Source organism: Thalassobaculum sp. (assembly GCF_965223715.1).
Lineage (GTDB): Bacteria > Pseudomonadota > Alphaproteobacteria > Thalassobaculales > Thalassobaculaceae > Thalassobaculum.
Map to the genome: position 1 here is coordinate 4,453,523 of NZ_OZ245012.1, position 24,166 is coordinate 4,477,688.

22 protein-coding genes and 1 tRNA gene are annotated in these 24,166 nt (G+C 68.2%); 10 read left to right on the plus strand and 13 right to left on the minus strand.

Annotation, left to right across the window (positions count from 1 at the left end):
• Window positions 1–28: 28 nt before the first annotated feature.
• The 7 genes from ACOQOP_RS20585 to ACOQOP_RS20615 form a co-directional block, all read right to left on the minus strand.
• A complete protein-coding gene (locus ACOQOP_RS20585) occupies window positions 29–1,024 on the minus strand; it encodes a tripartite tricarboxylate transporter substrate binding protein (protein WP_420563689.1) in 996 nt (331 codons plus the stop codon).
• A gap of 201 nt (window positions 1,025–1,225) precedes the next feature.
• A complete protein-coding gene (locus tag ACOQOP_RS20590; protein ID WP_420563690.1) occupies window positions 1,226–2,587 on the minus strand; it encodes an APC family permease in 1,362 nt (453 codons plus the stop codon).
• A gap of 147 nt (window positions 2,588–2,734) precedes the next feature.
• Window positions 2,735–3,832: an NAD(P)/FAD-dependent oxidoreductase gene (locus tag ACOQOP_RS20595; protein ID WP_420563691.1), complete on the minus strand. Its 1,098-nt coding sequence runs from the start codon at window positions 3,830–3,832 to the stop codon at window positions 2,735–2,737.
• Between the two features lie 33 nt (window positions 3,833–3,865).
• Complete coding sequence (locus ACOQOP_RS20600) at window positions 3,866–4,939, minus strand: ABC transporter ATP-binding protein (RefSeq protein ID WP_420563692.1); 1,074 nt, start codon at window positions 4,937–4,939, stop codon at window positions 3,866–3,868.
• Between the two features lie 71 nt (window positions 4,940–5,010).
• Complete coding sequence (locus ACOQOP_RS20605; protein WP_420563693.1) at window positions 5,011–6,165, minus strand: extracellular solute-binding protein; 1,155 nt, start codon at window positions 6,163–6,165, stop codon at window positions 5,011–5,013.
• A gap of 40 nt (window positions 6,166–6,205) precedes the next feature.
• A complete protein-coding gene (locus ACOQOP_RS20610) occupies window positions 6,206–7,009 on the minus strand; it encodes an ABC transporter permease (protein ID WP_420563694.1) in 804 nt (267 codons plus the stop codon).
• A complete protein-coding gene (locus tag ACOQOP_RS20615; protein ID WP_420563695.1) occupies window positions 7,009–7,875 on the minus strand; it encodes an ABC transporter permease in 867 nt (288 codons plus the stop codon). The genes ACOQOP_RS20610 and ACOQOP_RS20615 overlap by 1 nt, the downstream gene beginning before the upstream one ends.
• 109 nt (window positions 7,876–7,984) lie before the next feature.
• Between ACOQOP_RS20615 and ACOQOP_RS20620 the strand changes: the two genes are divergently transcribed.
• Window positions 7,985–9,019 carry a LysR family transcriptional regulator gene (locus tag ACOQOP_RS20620; protein WP_420563696.1) on the plus strand — a complete coding sequence of 345 codons (1,035 nt, stop codon included), beginning with the start codon at window positions 7,985–7,987 and terminating at the stop codon, window positions 9,017–9,019.
• On the opposite strand, the gene ACOQOP_RS20625 is transcribed toward ACOQOP_RS20620, so the two are convergent.
• The gene (locus ACOQOP_RS20625; RefSeq protein ID WP_420563697.1) at window positions 8,994–9,572 is read right to left on the minus strand and encodes a TetR/AcrR family transcriptional regulator; all 579 of its coding nucleotides are present in this window, start codon (window positions 9,570–9,572) and stop codon (window positions 8,994–8,996) included. The genes ACOQOP_RS20620 and ACOQOP_RS20625 overlap by 26 nt on opposite strands.
• Before the next feature lie 189 nt (window positions 9,573–9,761).
• On the opposite strand from ACOQOP_RS20625, the gene ACOQOP_RS20630 reads away from it, so the two are divergent.
• Both ACOQOP_RS20630 and ACOQOP_RS20635 read left to right on the plus strand, forming a co-directional pair.
• On the plus strand, window positions 9,762–10,310 hold the full coding sequence (locus ACOQOP_RS20630; protein WP_420563698.1) for a carboxymuconolactone decarboxylase family protein: 549 nt from the start codon (window positions 9,762–9,764) through the stop codon (window positions 10,308–10,310).
• Between the two features lie 87 nt (window positions 10,311–10,397).
• The gene (locus tag ACOQOP_RS20635) at window positions 10,398–10,862 is read left to right on the plus strand and encodes a DUF1348 family protein (protein WP_420563699.1); all 465 of its coding nucleotides are present in this window, start codon (window positions 10,398–10,400) and stop codon (window positions 10,860–10,862) included.
• 35 nt (window positions 10,863–10,897) lie between these two features.
• Here ACOQOP_RS20635 and ACOQOP_RS20640 read toward each other — a convergent pair.
• Window positions 10,898–10,973: transfer RNA gene (locus ACOQOP_RS20640), tRNA-Ala, on the minus strand.
• 229 nt (window positions 10,974–11,202) lie between these two features.
• On the opposite strand from ACOQOP_RS20640, the gene ACOQOP_RS20645 reads away from it, so the two are divergent.
• Both ACOQOP_RS20645 and ACOQOP_RS20650 read left to right on the plus strand, forming a co-directional pair.
• Window positions 11,203–11,487 (plus strand): YggT family protein, encoded by a 285-nt coding sequence (locus ACOQOP_RS20645; RefSeq protein WP_420563700.1) that lies wholly within the window; start codon window positions 11,203–11,205, stop codon window positions 11,485–11,487.
• 13 nt (window positions 11,488–11,500) lie between these two features.
• Window positions 11,501–11,827, plus strand: a complete 327-nt coding sequence (locus ACOQOP_RS20650) for a DUF167 domain-containing protein (RefSeq protein WP_420563701.1) — start codon at window positions 11,501–11,503, stop codon at window positions 11,825–11,827.
• A gap of 7 nt (window positions 11,828–11,834) precedes the next feature.
• On the opposite strand, the gene cobB is transcribed toward ACOQOP_RS20650, so the two are convergent.
• The 3 genes from cobB to ACOQOP_RS20665 are packed head-to-tail and all read right to left on the minus strand — an operon-like array spanning window position 11,835 to window position 14,304.
• Window positions 11,835–12,587 (minus strand): Sir2 family NAD+-dependent deacetylase, encoded by a 753-nt coding sequence (gene cobB, locus ACOQOP_RS20655; RefSeq protein ID WP_420563702.1) that lies wholly within the window; start codon window positions 12,585–12,587, stop codon window positions 11,835–11,837.
• A 32-nt stretch (window positions 12,588–12,619) separates the two neighbouring features.
• Window positions 12,620–13,243: an RNA 2',3'-cyclic phosphodiesterase gene (thpR, locus tag ACOQOP_RS20660; RefSeq protein ID WP_420563703.1), complete on the minus strand. Its 624-nt coding sequence runs from the start codon at window positions 13,241–13,243 to the stop codon at window positions 12,620–12,622.
• A 17-nt stretch (window positions 13,244–13,260) separates the two neighbouring features.
• Window positions 13,261–14,304 carry an NADP(H)-dependent aldo-keto reductase gene (locus ACOQOP_RS20665; protein ID WP_420563704.1) on the minus strand — a complete coding sequence of 348 codons (1,044 nt, stop codon included), beginning with the start codon at window positions 14,302–14,304 and terminating at the stop codon, window positions 13,261–13,263.
• 320 nt (window positions 14,305–14,624) lie between these two features.
• Here ACOQOP_RS20665 and ACOQOP_RS20670 point away from each other — a divergent pair, with 320 nt between their 5' ends.
• Entirely contained in the window at window positions 14,625–15,767 is a 1,143-nt protein-coding gene (locus tag ACOQOP_RS20670; protein WP_420563705.1) for a 3-deoxy-7-phosphoheptulonate synthase, read from the plus strand.
• 182 nt (window positions 15,768–15,949) lie between these two features.
• On the opposite strand, the gene ACOQOP_RS20675 is transcribed toward ACOQOP_RS20670, so the two are convergent.
• Window positions 15,950–16,555, minus strand: coding sequence for an arylesterase (locus tag ACOQOP_RS20675; RefSeq protein WP_420563706.1), 606 nt, complete (start codon window positions 16,553–16,555; stop codon window positions 15,950–15,952).
• Window positions 16,556–16,667: 112 nt separating this feature from the next.
• On the opposite strand from ACOQOP_RS20675, the gene ACOQOP_RS20680 reads away from it, so the two are divergent.
• The 4 genes from ACOQOP_RS20680 to ACOQOP_RS20695 all read left to right on the plus strand — a co-directional run bounded on the left by ACOQOP_RS20680 (window position 16,668) and on the right by ACOQOP_RS20695 (window position 24,088).
• Entirely contained in the window at window positions 16,668–17,402 is a 735-nt protein-coding gene (locus ACOQOP_RS20680) for an ABC transporter ATP-binding protein (protein WP_420563707.1), read from the plus strand.
• A gap of 3 nt (window positions 17,403–17,405) precedes the next feature.
• The gene (locus ACOQOP_RS20685) at window positions 17,406–19,931 is read left to right on the plus strand and encodes an ABC transporter permease (protein ID WP_420563708.1); all 2,526 of its coding nucleotides are present in this window, start codon (window positions 17,406–17,408) and stop codon (window positions 19,929–19,931) included.
• A gap of 182 nt (window positions 19,932–20,113) precedes the next feature.
• Complete coding sequence (locus tag ACOQOP_RS20690; RefSeq protein ID WP_420563709.1) at window positions 20,114–22,060, plus strand: ATP-binding protein; 1,947 nt, start codon at window positions 20,114–20,116, stop codon at window positions 22,058–22,060.
• Between the two features lie 102 nt (window positions 22,061–22,162).
• Window positions 22,163–24,088: an ATP-binding protein gene (locus tag ACOQOP_RS20695; protein ID WP_420563710.1), complete on the plus strand. Its 1,926-nt coding sequence runs from the start codon at window positions 22,163–22,165 to the stop codon at window positions 24,086–24,088.
• Window positions 24,089–24,166 lie beyond the last annotated feature (78 nt).

The window sequence follows — 24,166 nt, forward strand, 5'->3', positions numbered from 1 at the left end:
CCCGCAGGCCGGCGGCGGAAGGCGGTGCTTACGGACGCGCGATGCCGAGCTTCTCGGGGCTGACCTTGGCGGCCCCGGTGTCCTGCAACACCCAGGCGGTGACCTGCTGCCACTTCTTCAGGAAGGCGATCGCCTCCTCGCCGGAGATGTCCATGATGACGTTGCCTCGGTTGGCCATCAGGGTCTTGAAGTTGTCGCTCTTGGCGGCGGTGTGGAAGGCCTCTTCCAGCTTCGCCTTCACCTCGTCCGGCGTGTCCTTCTTGACGAAGACGCCGTAGAACGGACCCCAGGGCAGGAACTTCGCCATGTCCGGCAGGGCGTCGGTGATCGGCGGCACGTTCGGCAGGGTGTCGACCGCGTTGGTGTCGACCACGGCCAGGGCGCGCATCTTGCCGGCCTTCACCTGCTCGGCGGCGGCGGAGATACCCGACGGCATGAAATCGACCTCGCCGCCCAGCATGGCGGTCAGGCCCGGGCCCTCACCGTCGAACGGGATGGCGGTAACTTCGAAATCGGTGGCGTTCTTCACGATGGCGCCGACCGTGCTCGGCAGGCCGCCCGGCCCGGTCGAGCCCATCTTGACCGCACCCGGATTGGCTTTGATGTCGGCCAGCAGGTCCTGCATCGTCTGGTACTTGGACTCCGCCGGAACCACGATGACCGCCACGCCGCGGCCCAGGATGTTGATCGGGTAGAAGTGCGAGTAATCCAGCGGCGAGACGTCCATCACCGGATGGAGCTGCGGGTTCTCGGCCCCGTACAGGAAGGTGTAGCCGTCGGCCGGGGCCGCGTTCACATAGGCGGTCGAGATCGCGCCCGCACCGCCGGACTTGTTCAGCACCACGATCGGCTTGCCCAGCGCCTCTTCGGCGGCCGGGTTGACCGCGCGGGCGACCGTGTCGGTGGCGCCGCCGGCGCCCCACATCACCACGCCCAGCAGTTCGCGCTCCGGAAAGCTCTGGGCCGATGCGACCGTGCTAAACATAAGCAGGGCGGCGCCCGCCCCAAGCAGACTCTTCATCATGTTTCTCTCCCTCGGCGGCGGGGCCGCGCGTTGTTCTTCCGATGCCTCAAGCGGGCACCGGCGGGCCTGCGTTCGCTCGCAGGACGACGCGCTTATGTAGAAAGAGCCGGAAGGCGCGGTCAATGGACATCAAGGGCCATTTGCCAAGAAAACATAACGTCTTGGCATGAACCGACCCGCTCCCGCCGTGGCGGGGAGCGGCTATTCCCGGCGCATCCAGAGCCGGGTGACGATCCACAGAACGATGCCGATGCCGAGCAGGACAGCGGCGATGCCGTACTGCGCCGGGTCGCGTCCGGTCCAAGGTCCGACGAGAAACGCGCAGGTCACCGCGCCGGCCACCGCGACCCAGCTCGGGGTGCGGAAATGCTTGTGCTCCACCTTGTCCCGGCGCAGGACCAACACGGCGATATTGACCACGGTGAACACCGCCAGCAGCAGCAGGGCCGTCGTCCCCCCCAGCTGCGGCACGGCACCGACGAAGGTGATCAGGCCGGCCGCCAGCAGGGTGGTGAAGAGGATGGCCGTGACCGGCGTCTTGCGCGTGCGGTTCACCTTGCCGAGCACCCTCGGCAGCACGCCCTCCTCGCTCATGCCATAGACCAGGCGGCTGGCCATCAACAGGTTGATCAGGGCGGAGTTGCCGACCGCGATCATGGTGATCAGCCCGAAGACCCATCCCGGAAAACCGGGGGCGCCGGTCTCCACCACCTTCAGCAGCGGGGTGTCGCCCTCGGAGAGCTGGTCCAGCGGAACGATGGCGACCGCAACCACCGAGACCAGCACGTACAGCACCGCGGCGATGATCAGCCCGCCGAACAGCATCTTGGGGAAGTTGCGGCTGGGATCCTTGGTCTCCTCGGCCATGTTGACCGAATCCTCGAACCCGACCATGGCGAAGAAGGCCAGGGTGGTTCCCGCGATTACCGGCCAGAAGACGCCGCCCTCGCCCGTGTCGAAATCGAAGGCCTTGCCGATATCGGCGCCTCCCGACCCGAAGACCAGCATGCCGATGACCAGGATGATGATCAGGCCGGTCAGCTCGATGCAGGTGAACACGGCGTTGACCAGGACGCTTTCGCCGACCCCGCGCAGGTTGATCAGGGCGATGGCGGCGACAAAGCCGAGGCCGATCAGGGTGATCATCAGGCCGCCGAGCTCGAGGCCGAACCCGTTGGAGAAATTCTCCGCGAAGGCCCGCGCGGCGGTGGAGGAGGAGGTCAGGCCCGAGGACATCACCGCGAAGGCGACGAGGAACGTCACGAAATGGATGCCGAAGGCCTTGTCGGTGTACAGCGCCGCCCCTGCGGCCTTCGGGTATTTGGTGACCAGCTCGAGATAGCTGCAGGCGGTCAGGGCGGCGACGACGAAGGCCACGAGGAAGGGCAGCCAGACGATCCCGCCGACCTCTCCGGCCACCTTGCCGGTCAGGGCGTAGATGCCGGTGCCCAGAACGTCGCCGACGATGAACAGGAGCAGCAGGCCGGGGCCTATGGCGCGTTTCAGCTTGCCGCTGCCGTCCTCGGCCGGCGCGGCTTGGGTCTGTTCGGGGACGTCTGACATGGGCAACTCCGATCGCTCGGCTGGCAGCGCTCCCGATGGATCGGTGTCCCGTTCCGGCATCCGGAACGGTGAAAGCCTGCCGGTCTCCGCCCTTCCCCTGTCAACGCGGCACGCGGCGGCGAGTTCCCCTGACCGTTGAGTGGATATTCAGCTGAACCGATCGGGAAGCAGGGCGTCCACGATGTCCGGCCGGAGGCTGGTCGGGCCGCCGAGGATCATCTGTTCGGTCAGGGTGGAGAGGGCAGGGGCGGTCTGCACTCCGTAGCCGCCCTGGCCGGCCAGCCAGAAGAACCCGTCGGCCGCCGGGTCCATCCCCACCACGGGCGTGCGGTCCGGCGCAAAGGTCCGCAGGCCCGCCCAACTCGTCTCCACCCGGGAGACGGTGTAGTCGACCGAGCGCTCGAACCGGTCCAGCCCTTCCGCCAGCACCATGTCGTCTGCCCAGGCGTCGTGCGGCTCCACCGGGTCCTCCTCGGCCGGGCTGACCAGCAGCTTGCCGGCCTCGGGCTTGGCGTACCAGCTCTCGGTCGCCGGCGCGAAGAGCGGCCAGCGGGAGATGTCGAGCCCGACAGGCGGCGGCAGGATCGCGGCCGAGCGGCGCAGCGGGGCGAGCGGAATGTCGGTTGCACCGGCCATCCGTCCCACCTCCCCGGCCCAGGCGCCGGCTGCGTTGATGACGATGGCGGCGGAATAGCTCTCCCGGTCCGTCGTGACGGTCCAGTGCCCGTTCTCGCGACGGATGCCGCGTACCGACACCTCGGTCTCCAACGCCCCGCCGCGGCGGCGCAGCAGCCTTGCATAGCCGGACAGCATGCGGTCGACGTCGATGTCCTGGGCGTCCCATTCGATCGCCGCCTTGACGATCGCCTCGGCCCGCAGGATCGGGACCAGTTCCTGGGCCTGCCGGCCGGTCAGGATCTCCATCCCCGTCGAGCCGTCCACATAGGCGGTCAGGTCGGCCAGTTCCTCCTCGCCGGCCACCAGCATCTCGCCGCGCGGGCTGAGCAGGCTTTCGTCGCTGACCTCCTCGGGCGCCTCCAGGAACGGCGCGGAGGCCAGGTTCAGCGCCCGCAGGGTGGCGTTGCCGTAGTTGCGGATCAGGATCGCCGCCGACCGGCCGGTGGCGTGGTAGCCGATGCGGGCCTCGCCCTCCAGAACCAGGACGGAAAGGTGGCGGGCCAGGCAGGCGCCGGCGCTGATGCCGGCGATCCCTCCGCCGATAATGATGACATCGGCTTTGGTCATGATGCGATCCAATTGCGGTCGGTGATCGGGAGGTCAGCCGGGCAGGGCGGCACAGTCACGCGGCCGGAAGGCGATCGTCACTGTGCTGCCCTCGGCGAAGGGGTGCTCGTTGATCATGTTGATCGCCTGGAATGACCGGTCACCGGCGCGCACGAAATAGCGCACGGTCTGCCCCTGGTAGTCGACGGTCTCGACCGTCGCCTGGGTGGCGATCAGCCCGGCGGTGTCGGCGGTCGCGTCCATCAGGGTCAGCTTCTCCGCCCGCAGCACGAGCTTGGCCGGGCCGTTGGCCACGCCGGCCGCCTTGTCCGGCGGCACCGGCACCGTGCCGAACAGCGGCACCTCGAGCGTCACCGCGTCGCCGCCGCGCGCCTTGCAGACGCCGTCAAGGATGTTGGAGGCGCCGAGGAAGTTGGCGACGAACTCGCTGCGCGGCCGGTTATAGACCTCCTCGGGCGTGCCGACCTGCTCGATCCGGCCGCCGCTCATCACCACGATGCGGTCGGACATGGCCAGCGCCTCCGACTGGTCGTGAGTGACGAAGACCGTGGTCACGCCGATCTGGTGCTGGATGCGCTTCAGCTCCACGCGCATGTCTTCGCGCAGGTTGGCGTCCAGGGCCGACAGCGGCTCGTCGAGCAGCAGCACGTCCGGCTCGATGACGATGGCGCGGGCCAGCGCGATGCGCTGCTGCTGGCCGCCGGAGAGTTCCTTGGGATAGCGCCCGCCCACATGGGGGAGCTGAACCAGGTTCAGGGCCTCCTCGACCCGTCGGGTGATCTCGTCCTTGGAGACCTTGCGGTATTTCAGGCCGAAGGCGACGTTGTCGGCCACCGTCTTGTGCGGGAACAGGGCGTAGTTCTGGAACACGATGCCCAGGTTGCGCTTGTGGATCGGGACGTCGTTGATCCGCCTGCCGCCGATCAGGATCTCGCCCTCGCTCGGGTCGAGCAGGCCGGCGATCATCCGCAGGGTCGTCGTCTTGCCGCAGCCGGACGGGCCGAGCAGGGTGACGAAATCGCCCTCCGGGATCTCCAGATCGGACGGATGGACGGCCGTGTAGCTGCCGAACCGCTTGACGATGTTCTTCAGGACTACCGAGCTCACCTGGACACTCCCGCCCGTTCAAAGGAAGCGAGGCCACCCCTCCGGCCGGAACCGGAAGGGTGGCCGTCGTCTTAGTAGCCCTTCTGGACCCGGCCGAAGGTCTTCGACCAGTCGGCCTCGTTGCTGTTCCAGTACTGCGGATCGGCGAAGGTCAGGCCGGCCAGCTTGCCGGTCGGATCGAAGGCCGGCAGAGTCGGGATCTTGTCGCCGAGATCGACCTGCTGCGGATCTAACGCCGGCGGATAGTTCTGGCCCTCGGCCACGGCGATGGAGGTCTCCGGCGCCAGCATGAAGTTCAGGAGCTCCTCGCAGGGCTCCATCGGCGAGCCCTTGATGACGAACAGGCATTCCTGCCAGCCGTAGCCGTTCGGCGGATCCATGTAGCCGATGTCGTGGCCCTGCTCCTGCAGCGCGTAGATGCGGCCGGACCAGCCCTCGGTGACGTAGATCTCCTCCTCGGCGAGCAGGCTCATGAGCTCCGCGCCCGAGCCCCAGTATTTCAGCGCGAGGTCGCGATGGGCGCGGATGGCATCCCACACGGCGTCCATGTCGGTGGCGTTGTTCGGGTCCTGGTCGGTCTGCAGGGCGCCGAACCAGATCCGGGTGCGCCAGTCGCCCCAGCCGGAGATCTTGTCCTTCAGCCGCTCGTCGATGAGGATCTTGGCGCCCTTCTCCTTCATCTCGTCGTCGGAGATGTGCTTGCGGTTATAGGCGATGCCGGTGGTGCCGTAATCGTAGGGCACGCAGGACAGCTTGCCGTCGGTGACCGCGCGGAATACGTCGACCAGCTTGGGGATGACGTATTTCAAGTTCGGGATGTTGGCCTCGTTCAGCTCCGAGGACAGGCCGAGATTGTGGTAGCGGGCATAATCGAACACGCCGGACAGGTGGGCGATGTTGTACTCGCCCGTCTGGCTCGCCTTCACGCGCGACAGGTACTCGTCGCCGCCGCCGAAGGTGCCGTCGACCACCTCGATGCCGGTTTGCTTGGTGTACGGATCGAAGGCGTGCTTGCGGAACGCCTCGGAGACCACCCCACCCCAGCCGTCGAACCGGACCTGGCTGACATTGGCCGCCAGCGCGTTGCGGGCGAAGGGTGTGTGCACGCCATAGGCCAGGCCGGCGGCGCCGATCAGGCCGAGGAAGCCGCGGCGGTCGAGATCGCCGTTCATGTAGCGCTCGCGCAGCCGTTCCAGGCGGGTCGTGGTGTCCATCTTGTCGGTCATGAAGCTCTCCTGTGGGTTCTTCTCATTTCGGAAATCGCGGTCAGCCCCCGCTGCGTTGGGCGAGGCGCCGGGCCACCGCCGCTCCCAACAGCGGCAGGCCGACGGTCATGACGATCATCACCGTGCCGAGCGCGTTGATCTCCGGAGAGATCGAGTTGCGGAGCATGGCGAAGATCTGGGTGGGGATCGTTTCGACCCCGCCGGGCTTCCAGAACAGGGTGCCGGTGATGTCGTCGAAGCTGATGGTGAAGGCGAACAGGGCGCCCGCCAGCACCGCCGGCAGCATCAGCGGCAGGGTGATCTGGAAGAAGGTCTGGACCGGGTTGGCTCCCAGGCTCAGGGCCGCCTCCTCGACCTCGCGCTTGATGCCGACTAGGCGGGCCTGGACCACGAGGATGACGAAGGGCAGCGTGAAGATGACGTGGCCGAAGAGCAGCAGGGCGAAGCTCTTGTGGATACCGAGGAAGTTGAGGAACAGCAGCAGCGCCACCGCCAGCACCACCTCCGGCACCAGGATCGGCGCGATCAGCAGGGTGGAGATCGCGTTCGCCCCGGGCACCCGGTAGCGGACCAGCGCCAGGCTGGCCAGCACGCCGAGCGTGGTCGAGATGATCGAGGTCAGCAGGCCGAGGATCATCGAGGTCTCGAACGCCCGCAGGATCGCCTCGTTCTCGGCCAGCTCGACGAACCAGCGGAACGACAGGCCGGTCATCGGGAAGCTGCCGAACTGGCTGGCGTTGAAGCTGAGCAGCATCACCACCGCCACCGGCAGGAACATGAAGACATAGACCAGCAGCGCCCAGCCGCGGATCAGGTGCCAGCCCAGGCCGCTCGTGCTCCGCATCACCCGAGCCCCTTCATGAGCTGGGCCATACCCAGATAGCGGTTGTAGATCGCCACCAGCAGGCCGAGCACGGCCAGCAGCATCAGGCTCAGCGCCGAGCCTAGCGGCCAATTGAGCTGGGTGATGATCGCCTCGAACACCAGGTTGGCGAACATGGCGTCGCCCGGCCCGCCCAGGACCAGCGGCGTGATGTAGGTGCCGGCCCCCAGCACGAAGCAGAGCAGGCCGCCGGCGGCGAGACCGGGCAGGGACAGCGGCAGGGTCACCTGCAGGAACGCCTCCCACCGGTTCGCCCCCAGCGAGGTCGCCGCCTCCTCCAGCGTCGTGTCGATGCCGTCGAGGCTGACATAGACGTTGAGGATCATGAACGGCAGCAGGAAGTGGACGAGGCCGAGGATCACCGTCGGCTCGTTGTAGAGCATCTGGATCGGCTCGGAGATCAGCCCGGTCCACATCAGGAAGGTGTTGAGCGCGCCCGACACCCCGAGGATGTTGATCCAGCTCATCGTGCGGATGATGTAGCTGATCCAGAACGGCAGCATGAGCAGCAGCAGCAGGATCGCCTTGTTGCCGCGCGACCGGGCGATGAAATACGCCGCCGGATAGCCCATCAGCGCGCAGACCAGGGTGGTGATCGCCGCGATGCGCAGGGTCGAGATCAGGATGTCTCGGTAGAACCGGTCGGTCAGCGCCTCCTGCCAGTTGTCCAGGAAGAAGCCGACCTGGTCGGCGCCGGAGGCCGTGCGCAGCCAGAAGCTGTAGACCACGATGAAGATCAGCGGCACGAACAGCAGCAATCCGACCGCCGTCAGGGCGGGCGACAGAAGAATCCAGGGCTGGCGGGCCTCGCGCGCTTCAACCGACATTCATCAGCTTTCGTTGCTGTGAGCCGGGAAAGCTTGCGAAGTCCTTAACCATAGTTCAAATAGATATGGTGTATTCTGAATATAGCTGAAATCTATGATGAGCCCCCGGATGGCCGTTTCGGACCCCCGGCCCGACCCCCGCCCCGACCCCCGGCCCGACCCGCGTCAGGAACCCGACCGCATCGCCCGCGAGCTGGACTGGAACCTGTTGCGCACCTTTGTGGTGCTGGCGGAAAGCCGCTCGGTCACCGAAGCGGCCCAGCGGCTCAGCCTGAAGCAGCCCTCGCTGTCGGCCGCGCTGAAGAAGCTGGAGGACCGGCTGGGGCGGCGGCTGATTCACCGCTCACCGGGGCATTACGCGCTGACCGAGGCGGGGCAGCTGCTCTATCAGGCGGCGCTGGAGATCCACGGCTCGGTCCTGCGCCTGTCCACCCTGATGCGGGACATCACCGACGAGATCCGCGGTCATGTCACCATCGCGGTGGCGAGCCACGTGGTCTGCCCGCTGTTCGACCAGGTGCTGGCCGAATTCTACCGCAAGCATCCGGAGATCAGCCTGTCCCTGGATGTGCTGTCCAGCGCCGACGCCATCGCCGAGGTGGTGGCCAAGCGGGCCTCCTTCGCCATCTGCCTGGTGCGCGAGCCGAACCCGCAGCTCGAGTACGAGCAGCTCTACCGCGAGTTCTTCGGTCTGTTCTGCGGGCCGTATCACGACCTGTTCGGCCGTACCGACCTGACCCTGTCGGATCTGGCAGGGCACAATTCCGTCAGCTTCGAGACCGATCGCCTGCACGACGCCCTGAAGCCGGTCACCCTGATGCGCGCCCAGGCCGAGCTCGGCCAGCGGATCACCGGCATGTCGAGCAACCTCGAGGAGGTCACGCGGATGATCTACACCGGCCTCGGCATCGGCCCGCTGCCGGTGCATGTGGCCGCCCGCGACGTGGCCGACGGGCGGCTGTGGCAGGTGCCGCCCTACGACCCGCTGCCGGCGATCGACGTCTATCTGGTGTGGAACAGGAAGACGGCGAAGAACCGGGCCGAGGAGATGCTGCTCGCCGCCCTGCGCGAGGCCATCGCCGCCACGCCGCTGGAAGCGCGCACCTACCGCGAGGACGTCACCCGGCCAGCGCCGCGTCGATGATGCCCCGGGCCATGGCCTTCGCGGTCTGCGCCGCGTCGGGCATGCCGCGCACCTGGGCGGTGACGATGGCGCCCTCCTTCAGCAGGGCGAGCTGTTCCGCCAGGCCTTGAGGGTCGCGGGCCCCCGCTTCGGCGCAGAGCCTGGCCAGGTAGTCGACGATCAGCCGCTTGTGCTCGCAGGACGAGCGGTGGGCCGGATGGTCGGGGTCGGCGAACTCGCCGGCGGCGTTGATGAAGACGCAGCCGGAAAAGCCCATGCCCTTGAAGGCTCGTCCCTCGAACCAGTCCTCCAGGGCATCGAACATGGCCAGCAGCCGCTCCCGCGGGTCGGTCGACGCCCGCTCCATCTCGCCCATCAGCCAGTTGCGGAACTGCTCGTCACGCCGGTGCAGGGCGGCCAGGATCAGCTCGTCCTTCGAGCGGAAGTGCTTGTAGAGGGTCATCTTCGCCACCCCGGCCTCGGCCAGGACCTTGTCGATCCCGGTGGCGTGGAAACCCTGGGCATAGAACAGGCGCAGGGCGGTATCGACCAACTCGTCGCGGCGGGATTTCACGGCACTGGCTCCTTGCCTTGGCGTTCTGCGTCTCCGACGTCCGCGGAATAAGCAGACAGGTCTGTATATAATTCACATCAGCGTGAAGGGAAGAGCGATCGTTATCAAAGAGTCTTGGAAATAGACAGACCAGTCTGTATATACCCGATCACTGCAACGGCGCATCGGCGCCCATCAAGGAGACCGACCATGACCCGCATCCCGCTTCCCGCCTCGATCGACGACGCCCCGGCCGCCTCCCAGCCGCTGCTGGAAGGGGTGAAGAAGATGCTCGGCAGCGTTCCGAACCTGTTCCGCCTGACCGCGAACAGCCCGGCCGCCCTGGAGGGCTATCTCGGCCTGAACGGCGCCCTGGCGAAGGGCGCGCTGAAGCCGCAGACCCGCGAGCGGATCGCCCTGGCCGTGGCCCAGATCAACGGCTGCGACTACTGCCTGTCGGCTCACACCTATCTCGGCAAGAACCTGGCCAAGCTGGACGACGCGGAGATCGCCGCGAACCGGGCCGGCGGCTCCAACGACCCGAAGGCCGATGCCGCCGTCCGCTTCGCGGTCAAACTGGTGCAGCAGCGCGGCAAGGTGGGCGAGGCCGATGTCTCGGCGGTCCGGATGGCCGGCTACGGCGATGCCGAGATCGTGGAGATCGTGGCCCATGTCGCGCTCAACACGCTGACCAACTACCTGAACGAGGCGTTCGGCACCCCGATCGACTTCCCCGCCGTGCGCGCCAGCGCCGCCTGATCTGCCCCTCTCGTCCGTCGACGTGCCGCGGGTGTTCCCCATCGCCCGCGGCACGCCGCTCCTGATCATCAGACAAGGAGACAGGCGATGAGCCGTCCACCCCTCCCGCCCTTCGACGCGCAGAGTGCCGCGATCAAGGTCCGCAGGGCCGAAGATGCCTGGAACGGGCGGTCGCCGGGGCAGGTGTCGCTCGCCTATACGCCGGACAGCCAGTGGCGGAACCGGGCGGAGATCTTCTCCGGCCGCGACCGGATCGTCGACTTCCTGACCCGCAAATGGGAGCGCGAGCAGGAGTACCGTCTGATCAAGGAACTCTGGGCCTTCACCGGCGACCGCATCGCGGTCCGCTTCGCCTACGAATACCGCGACGAGGCCGGATCCTGGTTCCGGGCCTATGGCAATGAGAACTGGGAGTTCGCGCCGGACGGCCTGATGCGCCGGCGGATCGCCTCGATCAACGACCTGGCCATCTCGGAAGACGAGCGCCTGTTCCACTGGCCCCAGGGCCCCCGCCCGGACGGCCACCCGGGGCTGTCGGATCTCGGGTTGTAGAACTTGCGGTGGGTGGTCGAGGTGTCGGGGAGTTTTGGTGGAGCCGAGGAGGATCGAACTCCCGACCTTCGCATTGCGAACGCGACGCTCTCCCAGCTGAGCTACGGCCCCACCGGACTGGGACAGGGGACGGGCCCCCGTTTCAGAGTGCGCGGAACATATAAACTTCCCTCGCACAGTTCAAGGATGAGATTGCACCCCGTCCGGGCCCGCCATTGACGGGCGCGCGGGCCCGGATTTCCCGGCCTTTGCCGGGCCGGGTCGGCTTCAGCTCCCAGCAGCCTTGTTCCCGGGCGGTCGCGTCGCTACCTTCCGTCGGGAACAACAGCGGTTTGCGGCAATGAACTCAGTACTCTGGCTGATCAGCGCGGTCGTCCACTATCTGACGATCGCGCTGTTCGTCTATATCGTGATCGATCTCCTGGTGAAGTTCGGCGTGCTGAACGCCTACAACCAGGTGGTCCAGGTGGTGATGAACTTCCTGTCGCGGGTCTTCGAGCCCATGCTGCGACCGATCCGCAGCATCCTGCCCGATCTCGGCGGCATCGACATCTCGCCGGTCATTCTGGTGCTGCTGCTGCAGTTCGCCGTGCGCCTGCTCAACGAGGTCGCCCGAGGTCTCTGATGAGGAGGCCCTGATGCCTCCCTCCGCCCTGTCGCCGTTCGCCCGCCAACCCGATCGCCTGCAGCTCCGCGTCCGGGTGACGCCAAGGGCCTCGGCCGAGCGGATCGGCGCGGTGGTGGCGGATGAGGCCGGAGAGGGCTGGCTGCAGGTCGCCGTGACCGCCGTGCCGGAGGACGGCAAGGCCAACAAGGCGGTGATCGCCCTGCTGGCGAAACGCTGGAAACTTCCCAAGTCGTCGCTGGAGGTGGTGCGCGGCGCCACCGACCGGCGCAAGACCCTGGACATCGCCGACCCCGACCCGGTCGCCCTTCTGGCACGGCTCGAGGCGCTGATCGGCTGATCGCGGTTCAGCCCGCCAGCGTCAGCAGCTCCTCCACATAGGCCGGCACGATCTCGGTCGCCGGTCCGTGGCGCGCCTCGGCGAAGGCGGTGACGCCGGAGGAGGGCTCCAGGTTCAGTTCCACCGTATGGGCGCCGGCCACCATCCGGGCCTCCTGGACGAAGCCCGCGGCCGGATAGACGTTTCCCGAGGTGCCGATGGAGATGAACAGGGAACAGCGCGCGAGGGCGGCGAAGATCCGCTCCATCTCGTAGGGCATCTCGCCGAACCAGACCACGTCGGGCCGCAGGCCGCCGGCGCTGCCGCAGCGCGGGCAGATCGCCTCGTCCGACAGGTCCTCGCGCCACGGGCTGCTGGCGTCGCAGATCTCGCACAGCGCCTTCAGCATCTCGCCATGCATGTGGATCAGGTTGGTGGAGCCGGCCCGCTCGTGCAGGTCGTCGATGTTCTGGGTGACCAGCAGGACCGTCCCGGGCCAGTCGCGCTCCAGACGGGCGAGGGCGGCATGGGCGGCGTTGGGCTGGACGTTCGGGTTCAGCAGGCTCTCGCGCCGGGCGTTGTAGAAGCCCTGCACCTTGACCGGATCCCGGGCGAAGGCCTCCGGCGTGGCCACGTCCTCGATCCGCACCTTCGACCAGATGCCGTCCGCGTCCCGGAACGTCTCGAGCCCGGACTCCTTCGAGATCCCGGCCCCCGTCAGGATGACGATGGACGCGTCGGGCGCTAGGGAGGGGGGCGTGTGGGAGGCGGACAGCGGCACGGGGGGCTCCGGAGGTGGACGGGTGGCGCAGCCTAGCAGGCTTCGCCGTCCTCCTCCGAGTCCCCGTCTTCGCCGCCCGGAGATCGGGCCCAGTCGGTGCTGTCCTCGTCCGGCAGACTTTCCAGCGGGAACCGGTGCAGCGGCTCGTAGCGGGCACCCTCCGGCTGGCGTCGGCTCCGGTACAGGGTGACCGCCTCCACGGTGAAGGGCGGGATCTGCGGCGGTGGTGCCGTCTCCAGCCAGCGGCCCACCCGCTCCGGCTCGATGCTCTTGGGAAAGCGGGCGAGTGTGATGTGCGGGGTGAAGCGCCGCGGGTCCGGCGCCACGCCGCAGCCGCGCACCAAGCTCTCCACGCGGCGCTGGAGGGACGCGAGTTCCGGCGTGGTCTCCGCCGCCACGAAGAGCACCGCCGGCTTGCCCTTGCGCTCGAAATGGCCGTAGCCGCGCGGGATCACCCGGGCGGCAGGCTCGTCCAGCAGGTCCAGCGTGTCCACCAGCTCGGTCTCGGTGGCGGGGTCCACCTCGCCGATGAAGCGCAGGGTGAGGTGGAAGTCGTCGATATCGTGCCAGCGGGCCTCGGGCAGGCCCACCTGCAGGTCGCCGAGCGCGTCCTTGACGGTTTCGGGAAGATCGAGGGCGACGAACAGGCGGGGCATGGCCGGGATATGGGGCCTTACGGGCCCGGGTTGGAGAGGCGGCGCTGCACGTCCTCGATCGCCGCCAGCACCGTGTCGGACAGGGTGACGTCCAGGCTGGCGATGTTGGCTTCGAGCTGGTCCATCTTGGTCGCGCCGATGATGTTGGCGGTCAGGAAGCGCCGGGTGTTCACATAGGCCAGCGCCATCTGCGCCGGGTCGAGGCCGTTGTCCCGGGCGATCTGCACGTATTCCGCGTTGGCCGCCTGGGCGGCGTCGTTGGAGTAGCGGCTGAAATTGTCCGGGAACAGGGTCATGCGGGCCCCTTCCGGCCGCGCCCCGCCCTGGTACTTGCCGGTCAGCCAGCCGGAGGCGAGCGGCGAATAGGCCAGCAGGCCGATATCCTCGCGGATCGCCACCTCGGCACAGCCGACCTCGAAGGAGCGGTTCAGCAGGCTGTAGGGGTTCTGCACCGAGGCGACCCGCGGCAGGCCGTGCTCGTCGGCGAGCCGGGCGAAGGTCATCATGCCCCAGGGCGTCTCGTTGGACAGGCCGATATGGCGGATCTTGCCGGCCTTCACGAGCGTGTCGAGGGTGAAGAGCTGTTCGGCGATGGGGGTGGGGGTCTCGTCGTCGTTGTGCACATAGCCGAGCTTGCCGAAGGAGTTCACCGACCGCTCCGGCCAGTGGAGCTGGTACAGGTCGATATAGTCCGTGCGCAGTCGCTTCAGGCTGTCGTCCACCGCCCGGGTCAGGTTCTTGGCGTCAAATTTCGGCGCGCCGTCACGGACATGCTTGAAGCGCTCGCCCGGACCGACCGCCTTGGTCGCCAGGATCACCTTGTCCCGGTTCCCGCGGGCGGCGAACCAGGTGCCGATGATCTCCTCGGTCCTGCCGTAGGTCTCCGCCGTCGGCGGGACGGCATACATCTCGGCGGTGTCGAAGAAGTTGATCCCGCGGTCCAGCGCCAGGTCCATCTGGGCATGGCCCTCGGCCTCGGTGTTCTGCTTGCCGTAGGTCATGGTGCCGAGACAGATCAGGCTGACGTTCAGGCCGGTCCGGCCGAGCGGGCGGTACTGCATGGGATTTCCTCTCGGGAGGGGCGTCGGAAGGTGTTGGCCCGGTTGATAGCGGTCCAGAGCCGGTCCGGCAATATTCGGTGCCCCTGTCGTCCTGACGACAAAACAGGGTGACAGGGGCCGCGGCCGCGACTACGCTCCGCGCCATGACCCACGCGTTCGCCGGCTTCTGGTTTTACTTTTATGGCTATCCGCAGCCGGCGGAGGCAGGGGTGCGCGCGACCTAGAACAACCCAAGCGCAGCAATCATCCAGCAAGCCGCCGGCCCTCTCCGGCGGCTTTTTTGATGTCGCCGGTCGGGCCTCCACCAGGAGGACTTCACCGTGAACATCGCACCGATCGAGACCCCGACCAAATCAGAGCCCCGCGTCTCCGACGTGCCGAACGCCGATCCGCTCCGCCTCGACCCGTTGGGCGAGTCCGACGATCTGCGCATCGCCTCGATCACCCCGCTCAGCACCCCGGAAGCGGTGATCGACGAGCATCCGCGCGAGCCCGAGATCATCCGCCGGGTGCAGACCGCCCGGGCGGCCATCGCCGACATCCTGCACGGCCGCGACGACCGGCTGGTGGTGGTGATCGGGCCCTGCTCCGTGCACGACCCCAAGGCGGCGCTCGACTACGCCGCCCGGCTCGCGGTGCAGCGCCGGCGTCACCGCGACACGCTGGAGATCGTGATGCGGGTCTATTTCGAGAAGCCGCGGACCACGGTCGGCTGGAAGGGGATGATCAACGATCCGCATCTGGACGGCAGCTTCGCCATCGAGACCGGCCTGCGCCGGGCCCGCGACCTGCTGCAGCGGATCAACGAGATGGGCCTGCCGGCGGGCTGCGAGTTCCTGGACACCACGACGCCGCAGTATTTCGCCGACCTCGTCTCCTGGGGCGCGATCGGCGCGAGGACGACGGAGAGTCAGATCCACCGGGAACTCGCCTCCGGCCTGTCCTGTCCGGTCGGCTTCAAGAACGGCACCGACGGCAGCGTGACCGTGGCGCTCGACGCGGTTCAGGCGGCCTCGCAGCCGCACCACTTCCTGGCGGTGACCAAGGAAGGCCGGGCGGCGATCGCCGAGACGGCGGGCAATCCGGACTGCCATGTCATCCTGCGCGGCGGGCGGAACGGCACGAATTTCGACGCGGCCAGCGTGGACGCGGTCTGCGCCCAGGCGCAGAAGGCGGGCGTGCGTCCGCAGGTGATGATCGACGCCAGCCACGCCAACAGCGCGAAGAAGCCGGAGAACCAGCCCAAGGTGATCGACGCGGTGGCGTCCCAGATCGCGGCCGGCGAGCACCGGATCACCGGTGTGATGGTGGAGAGCTTCCTGGAGGCCGGCCGTCAGGACCAGATCCCGGGCGAACCGCTGGTCTATGGCCGCAGCATCACCGACGGCTGCATCGACTGGCAGACCAGCCTGGGTGTGCTCGACCGGCTGGCGGATGCGGTCGACGCGCGTCGGCGGGGGTGAGGGGAGTTTGCTCCTCCCCCTCCACCACACCACACTCCCCGGCCATGTGCCGGGGCCCACGGATCCTCCGCCTTCGAGGGTCCGAGAGGGGCGGCGACGATGGTGCGCGCTGACGGGTAGGCCCCGGCCCGAGGCCGGGGAGTGCGCTTAGGGAGTGCGCTTAGTTGGGAGAGAGTGCCGCGCTACTCCCCCTTGGCCCGCTCCACCAGCCTTTCCGCATAGGGCAGGATCCGCTCGACGATCACGTCCACCCCCGCCCGGTTGGGGTGGATGCCGTCGGGCTGGTTCAGGGAGAGGTCGCCCGCCACCCCGTCCAGGAAGAACGGGTAGTAGATCACGTCATGTTCCGACGACAGGTCCTCGAACACCCGGGAGAAGTCGGCGCCGTATTCCTTGCCCATGTTCGGCGGCGCCAGCATGCCGGCGAACAGCACCGGGATGTCCTGCTCCGCCAGGGCCGAGAGGATCGCGTTCAGGTTCTGGCGGGTGTCCTGCGTCGGTATGCCGCGCAGCCCGTCATTGGCGCCGAGCTCGACGATCGCGGCATCCGGCGCCTCAGACAGCGACCAGCCGAGGCGGGACGCGCCGCCCGCCGTCGTGTCGCCTGAAACGCCCGCATTGATCACCGTGACGTCATGGCCCGCCGCGCGCAGGGCCGCCTCCAGGCGGGTCGGGAAGGAATCCTCGTCCGGCAGCCCGTAGCCGGCCATCAGCGAGTCGCCGAAGCCGAGGATTCGGATGGGCTCGGCCTGGGCCGGCAGCGAGAAAGCGGCGATCAGCCCGATCAAAGCGACGCACAGGCGCGCCGCTGCATTGATCCGCCTGCCAATGGGACCATATCCGACCCTTGGGGTTGGCGTGGTGGCGCCGGACCTGTGACCAGTCTGGGATAGCGACACGATGACCTCATATTCCGGTGACCCGATCGTCCGCCTCGCGGGCGTGACATTGAACCTGAGAAGTGGAGCGGGCGAGGTCAATGTCCTTCGCGGAATTGACCTGACCGTCGCCGCCGGGGAGACCGTCGGCATTGTTGGCCCTTCCGGTGCCGGCAAGTCGACCCTGATGATGGTCACCGCCGGTCTGGAGAACCCCAGTTCGGGCAGCGTTCAGGTGGCCGGCACCGAACTCGTCGGACTGGACGAAGACACCCTGGCGCGCTTCCGCCGCGACAATGTGGGCATCGTGTTCCAGGCCTTCCGCCTGGTGCCGACCATGACGGCGCTGGAGAACGTGGCGGTGCCTCTGGAACTGGCCGGCCGCGGCGACGCCTTCGAGGCGGCCGCCGAGGCCCTGTCCCGCGTCGGCCTGTCCCACCGGGTCGAGCATTACCCCGAACAGCTTTCCGGCGGCGAGCAGCAGCGCGTCGCCATCGCCCGCGCCATGGTCGCCAAGCCGCGCCTGCTGCTGGCCGACGAGCCGACCGGCAACCTGGACGGGGCCACCGGCGACCAGATCATCGACCTGCTGTTCGGCCTCGCCCGCGACGACGGCACCACCCTGATGCTGATCACCCACGACATGGAGCTGGCCGACCGCTGCGCCCGCACGGTGAAGGTGGCCGATGGCAAGGTGGTGGAAGACACCGCCGCCCCGTCTTCCGACGGCGGCCGCGCCGATCAGGCGGCGGAGTAGCCCATGCGCACCGGTCCGCTGGCCCTGCGCCTCGCCCGCCGCGAGCTGCGCACCGGCCTGAAAGGCTTCCGCATCTTCCTCGCCTGCCTCGCCCTGGGCGTGGCGGCGATCGCCGCCGTCGGCTCGGTCTCCTCGGCCATGATGTCCGGGCTGGAGGGCGACGCACGGCGCATCCTAGGCGGCGATGTCGACCTGCGCATCGTGCATCGACCGGCCGACCCGGAGGCGTTGAGCTACCTGCGCCAGTCCGGCGACGTCTCGACCGTCGTGTCGATGCGCGCCATGGCCCGCTCCGAGGCCGGCGGCGACAACTCGCTGGTCGAACTCAAGGCGGTCGATGACCTCTACCCCCTGGTCGGCACCCTGGCCCTGGATCGGGAACTGACCCTGGAGCGGGCGCTGGCCCAGCGCGACGGCGTCTACGGGGCCGTGGCGGACGCCAGCCTGGCCGAGCGCCTCAACATGGCGGTCGGCGACCGGCTGCGCCTGGGCGAGGCCACGCTTGAGCTGCGGGCGCTGATCACCGCCGAGCCGGACCGTCTGGTCAACTTCGCCAGCTTCGGTCCGCGGCTCATGATCTCCGATGACGCGGTGGCCGAGACCGGGCTGGTCCAGGTCGGCTCCATGGTGCGCCACTACTACCGGATCGTCCTGCCGAAGAGCACCGACCGGCAGGCCTGGCTCGCGGATCTGGAACAGCGCTTCCCCGATGCCGCCTGGCGGGTCAGCTCGCTGGAGAACGCCACCCCGGGCTACGACAATTTCGTGAGCCGGGTGACCCTGTTCCTGACCCTGGTGGGCATGACCGCGCTGCTGGTCGGCGGGGTCGGCGTCGCCATGGCGGTGCGCAGCTATCTCGACGGCAAGACCGAGACGGTGGCCACTCTGAAATGCCTGGGCGCGCCCAGCGCGCTGGTGTTCCGCACCTATCTGCTCGTGGTCTGCATCCTGGCGGCGGTCGGCACCGTCCTCGGGCTGATCGTCGGAGCGTTGGGACCGCTCGCCGTGGCCACGCTCGCCGCTCCGCTGCTGCCGTTCAACGTGCCGGTCGCCGTCTATCCGATGCCGCTGGCGCTCGCCGCCCTGTTCGGCATGCTGACGGCGGTGGCCTTCTCCCTGTGGTCGCTGGGCCGGGCCTGCGACGTGAAGGCGGCGCAGCTCTTCCGCTCCGCGATCTCGCCGCTGGCCGGCCGGCCGCGCCTGCCCTATCTGGTTGCGCTGGTGGTCGCCGTCGGCGTGCTGGTGGGGCTGGCGATCGCGACCGCGACCGATCCCAGGCTCGCGACCTGGTTCATCATCGGCTCGGTCGGGGCGATCGCCCTGTTCCTGGCCGCCTCCTGGGTGATCATGACCGCCGCGCGCAAGGCCGGCCGGCCGCGCGATCCGGAACTGCGGATGGCGCTGGCCAATCTGTACCGCCCGGGCGCGCCGACCCCCGGCGTGGTACTGGCGCTCGGCCTCGGCCTCACCGTGCTGGTGACCATCGCGCTGATCCAGGCGAACCTGTCGCGCCAGGTCGACGAGCGCATCCCGGATGTGGCGCCCGCCTATTTCTTCATCGATATCCAGCCGCATCAGGAGGCCCGGTTCCTGGAGATCCTGCGCGGGATCGACGGGGTCGGCGAGATCCAGACCACCCCGATGGTCCGCGGCCGCATCACCCAGATCAACGGGGTCCCGGCCGATCAGGTCGAGATCGCCCCGGACGTCTCCTGGGTGCTGCGCGGCGACCGGGGGCTGACCTATTCGGCCACCCCCCCGGAGAATTCCGAGGTGGTGGAGGGGAGCTGGTGGCCCGCCGACTATGCCGGTCCGCCGCTGGTGTCCTTCGACGTGAACATCGCCAGGGGCATGGGCATCGGCATCGGCGACACGATCACCCTGAACATCCTCGGCCGGCCGATCACCGTGGAGGTGGGCAACCTGCGTAAGATCGACTGGGGTTCGCTCGGCATGAACTTCACCTTCGTGTTCGCCCCGGGCACCCTGGAAGCCGCCCCCCACTCGGTCATCGCCACCGTGCATGTGGACGATCCGGCTCTGGAGGCGGAGGTGCAGCGGGCGGTCACCGACGCGCTGCCGAACGTGACCGCGATCCGGGTGAAGGACGCGCTGGAGGGGGCGAACCGGATCCTGAGCGCGGTGTCCGTCGCGGTGAAGGCGACCGCGGCCGTCACCCTGGTCGCCGGCACCCTGGTGTTGGCAGGGGCCATCGCCGCCGGGCACGCGCGACGGGTGCGCGACGCGGTCATCCTGAAGGTGCTGGGCGCCACCCGCGGGCGGATCGTGAAGACCTACCTGCTGGAATACGGCCTGCTCGGACTGGCGACGGCGGCCATCGCCTCGCTGGTCGGCTCGGTCGCCGCGGCGGCGGTCGTCGTGGAAGTGATGCGGGGCGATTTCGTCCTGCCTCCGGGCGTGCTCGCCCTGACCGCACTGCTGGCCATGGGCATCACGGTCTCCTTCGGCTTCGTCGGCACCTGGCGGGCGCTCGGCCAGCGGCCGGCACCCATGCTGCGCAATGAATAGCTGAGCATCCGGTGGTGCGACGGGGCGGTTTTCACGCCCCGTCGCCAATTCCTTAACCGGTTCTTAGCTTTCGCGGCGGCACTCTGTCCCCGGCCAGACAATGCATGGCCGTAACAGCAGGCTGTATTGTGAGATCGCCGTCTCAACGGGATGACGACTGGGATGTTTCGACGCTGCAGGCGGTGATCGATCCGCTTGATCAGGCCGTGCTCGTCCTGTCGGCCCCCCAGCGTCGCCTGACCTGTATCGCCGCAAACGCGGCCGCCCGCAGGATGCTGGCGCCCGACGGGCCGGATCTGGTCGGACGCGCGATCGACGCCCTGCTCTCCGGCGACAACCGGACCGCCCTGTCCCACACCCTCGATGTCCTGGGAGACGGGATGGCGCGCGTGGCGGGCATCGCGGTTCATGGCCAGGACGAACAGGTGTCCATCGCCACCGTCAAGATCGTTCCCATCGGCGACTATGTCGCCTGGTACCTGTCGGCGTCACCGGCGGACAAGGCCGCCGAGGATCGGCGGGCGGCCATCGCCTATGGGCGGTTCCGCGCCTGGCTCGATCAAGGCGAGGACCTAGTGGCGGTCTACGATCCGCAGGACCGGCTCGTCGTGGCCAACGACCCGTGGCTGAAGACCATGGGCATCGACCGGCTGAGCGACGTCATCGGCCGGAGCGCCTGGGATATCATCCAGGCCCGCGCCGACCATGTGGACCATGCCGCCGCCGGGTTCCCGAGCCCCGAGGCCTGGGTCGAACACTGGTTCGCCCATCGCCAGCGCGAGACCCCGGAGGAGGCGGTCATCCATCTGAGGAACGGCCGGGTCGTCCTCTCTCGCTTCCACAAGACCGAGGCGGGCGAGCGGATCTTCACCGCCCGCGACATCACCGAGGCCGAGCGCAGTCGTCGCCGGATCGGCGAGGCGTTTGAGGCGATCGGTCAGGCCTTCGCCCTGTTCGACGCCAACCAGCGCCTGACCGTCTGGAACAGCCGCCTGGCCGACCTGGCCTCGGGCCTCGTGTTGACCGCGGGCATGCCCTATGCGGCGGTGATGCGGGCCATTGCCGGGGCCAGCGTCACCATGAAGTCGCGCAGCGGCGCGCTGCTGAAGGCCGAGGACCTGGTCGCCCGCGAGGCGGTCGCCGGGCAGCGCTTCGAGCTCGAGCTGGTGGCGGAGACCGGCCGCACCCTGCGCGTGCACGAGGACATGACCCACGAGCTGGGCCGGGTGCTGATCGGTCACGACATCACCGCGCTGAAGGGCCACCAACTTGCCCTGGAATACCGGGTCGAGGATCTGGGCCGGGCCCGCAAGGAGGCGGAGCACCACGCCGCCCGGGCGACCGCCATGGCCGAGCTCCTGCATACCGAGAAGGAGCGGGCGGAAGCCGCCAACCGGAGCAAGTCGCAGTTCCTGGCCAATATGAGCCACGAGCTGCGCACGCCCCTGAACGCGATCATCGGTTTCTCCGAGATCCTGAAGAACGAGACCTTCGGTCCGGTCGGCCATGAGCGCTACCGGGGCTATGCCGACGACATCCATGCGAGCGGCCACCACCTGCTCAGCCTGATCAACGACGTGCTCGACATGGCGAAGATCGAGGCTGGCAAGTACGAGCCAGTGCTGACCACCAACGCGGTGGACGATCTGGTCCATGAGGTCCGCCGCATGATCAAGGGACGGGTGGCCGAGGCCGGCCTGATCCTGGTGGTCGACCTGCCTCCGGAGCCGGTCTATTGCGACTTCGACCGCCGGGCGATCAAGCAGGTGCTGATCAACCTGCTGGCCAACGCCATCCGCTTCACCGACGCCGGCGGTGAGATCGCCATCCGCGTGCGCAGCGATGAAGACGGCTTCACCATGCAGGTCGAGGACACCGGATCGGGCATCCCGCCGGAGCATGTCGATCGGCTGATGAAGCCGTTCGAGCAGATGTCCGACATGACCCGGCGCGGCCAGGAAGGGACGGGTCTGGGCCTGTCCCTGTCGAAGGCGCTGGTGGAGGCCCATGGCGGCACCCTGTCGATCGACAGCGCGGTCGGGCAGGGCACCGAGGTGACCCTCTGGCTGCCGCCGGTGCCCCGGATCCATGACCGGAAGTCGAATTCAGAGAATTTTAACCGCATGTAACGAGAATACAGGCAGGCGCACAGACGCCTCGGGTTGGGCTCAACGGTGTCGGTTCAGTTGGCGGTTCTAGAAAATGCAACGGATGGTCTGCACAACGCGCTGATGCCCGCGGCCGATACGCTCGACTCCGCCTTCCTCGGCGCCATGCTGCTGTCCCCCCTGCGCCGGGATGATCGCGCCGTCCGGGATCTGCTGTGCGCCGATGTGACGCCGGGCGCGCTCTGCCTTCTCGACCTGGAAAAGGACTCCCTGGTCGGCGCCAGCATGGTGCGGCGTCTGGTGGGCTGGATCGGCCGCGACCCGCTGCGGCTCGCCGAGGCGGTGATGCGCGACGGCCGACCCGTCGACTGCGCTTTTGACGCCACCGCCGCCCATAGCCGGCAGGCGATCGGCGTCCGGTTCGCCCGGCACCGTCACGGAATCCTGGTGACCTGGAGCGATGCGGTTCCGCAGACCGAGAGCACAAGTCGGCTGAAGGATGCGGAGCGCCGGGCCGAATCGGCCGAGGCCCGCCTCGTCGACAGTTTCATCGCCAGCCCCGACCCCTTCGCCCTGTTCGACAGGGAGGACCGGCTGGTCCTCTGCAACGAGGCCTGGATCGAGATCTTCGGTTTGCAGGAGCTCGACGCCGTGATCGGCCGCCGGTTCGCCGAGCTGATGGAGGCCTCCGGCCGGAACGACTCGACCTCGGTCAGCCGCGACTATGCCCGATGGCGCCAGGAGACCCGGATCTCCGAGCAGGACGACACCTACGAGATCGAGCTCCCCGACGGGCGCAGCTTCAGCATGCGCGAGCGCCGGACCCGCGAAGGCGGCCAGGTCTGCATCGGCTCGGAGGTCACCGAGATCATCCGCCAGCGCGAGGTTCTCCATCGGGCGCTGGAATCGATCAACATCCGGGTCGCCATCTTCGACCCGAACGACCGTCTGGTCGTCTGGAACCGTGCCTATGGGCAGGTGATCGGCGAGGACCTGCTGCAGCCCGGCATCACCTTCGAGGCCTGCGCCCGAAGTGCGGCGGCCAAGGCCGACGTGGTCACGACCTTCGACGGCCGCGAGATCGATATCGAAGAGCGTCTGGAGCTGCACCGGCAGAAGCGGGAGGCACTGCTGTTCGAGCGCTGGTACGACAGCGGCGCCGTCAGCATGATGAGCGAGACGCGGACGCCGGACGGCTGGATCATCATCGCCGGGACCACCATCACCGAGCTGAAGGCGAAGGAAGCCGTGCTGCGCGCCCGGGTGGCCGAGCTCGACAGTGCCCGCGCCGACGCCGAACGGCACGCCGCAGAGCTGGCCGTCGTGACCGAGCAGCTCACCGTGGAAAAGGAACGGGCGGAGGCGGCGAGCCGCACCAAGTCACGGTTCCTCGCCAATATGAGCCACGAACTGCGCACCCCGCTGAACGCGATCCTCGGCTTCTCCGAGATCCTGAAGCTTCAGGCCTTCGGGCCGCTGGGTGCGGACCGCTACCGGGAATATGCCGAGGACATCCATTCCAGCGGCGGCCACCTGCTCAGCCTGATCAACGACATCCTGGACATGTCGAAGGTGGAGGCCGGCAAGTACAGCCTGGTCATCGAGGATGTGCTTCTCGCCGAGGTGATCGACCGGGCGGTCCGGATGATGCGCGGCCGGGTGACCGAAGGCGAACTGCATCTCGATGTGGTGCCGGTCGATCCCAACCTGACCCTGCGGATTGATCCCCGGGCGATCAAGCAGGTGCTGATCAACCTGCTGGCCAACGCCATCAAATTCACGCCGGCCGGCGGTCATGTGGAACTGAGCGCCGAGGAGGAACCGGACGCCGTGGTGATCACCGTGCGCGACACCGGTATCGGCATCGATCCCAAGGAGATCCCGCGGCTCATGCGGCCGTTCGAACAGGATCGCGCGTCGGGCGGACAGGGGACCGGCCTGGGCCTGCCGCTCAGCAACGCGCTGATCGGCCTGCATGGGGGAACGCTGACTGTGGACAGTCGGCCCGGTGCCGGCACCCGTGTGACGATCCGCCTGCCGCGCGACTGACCCGAGCCCTTCCGGCCCCGCGCCCCCTTGCCGAGTCCCGGCCGCCCCCTTACAACGCCGCGCAGCAATGTCGCGCGC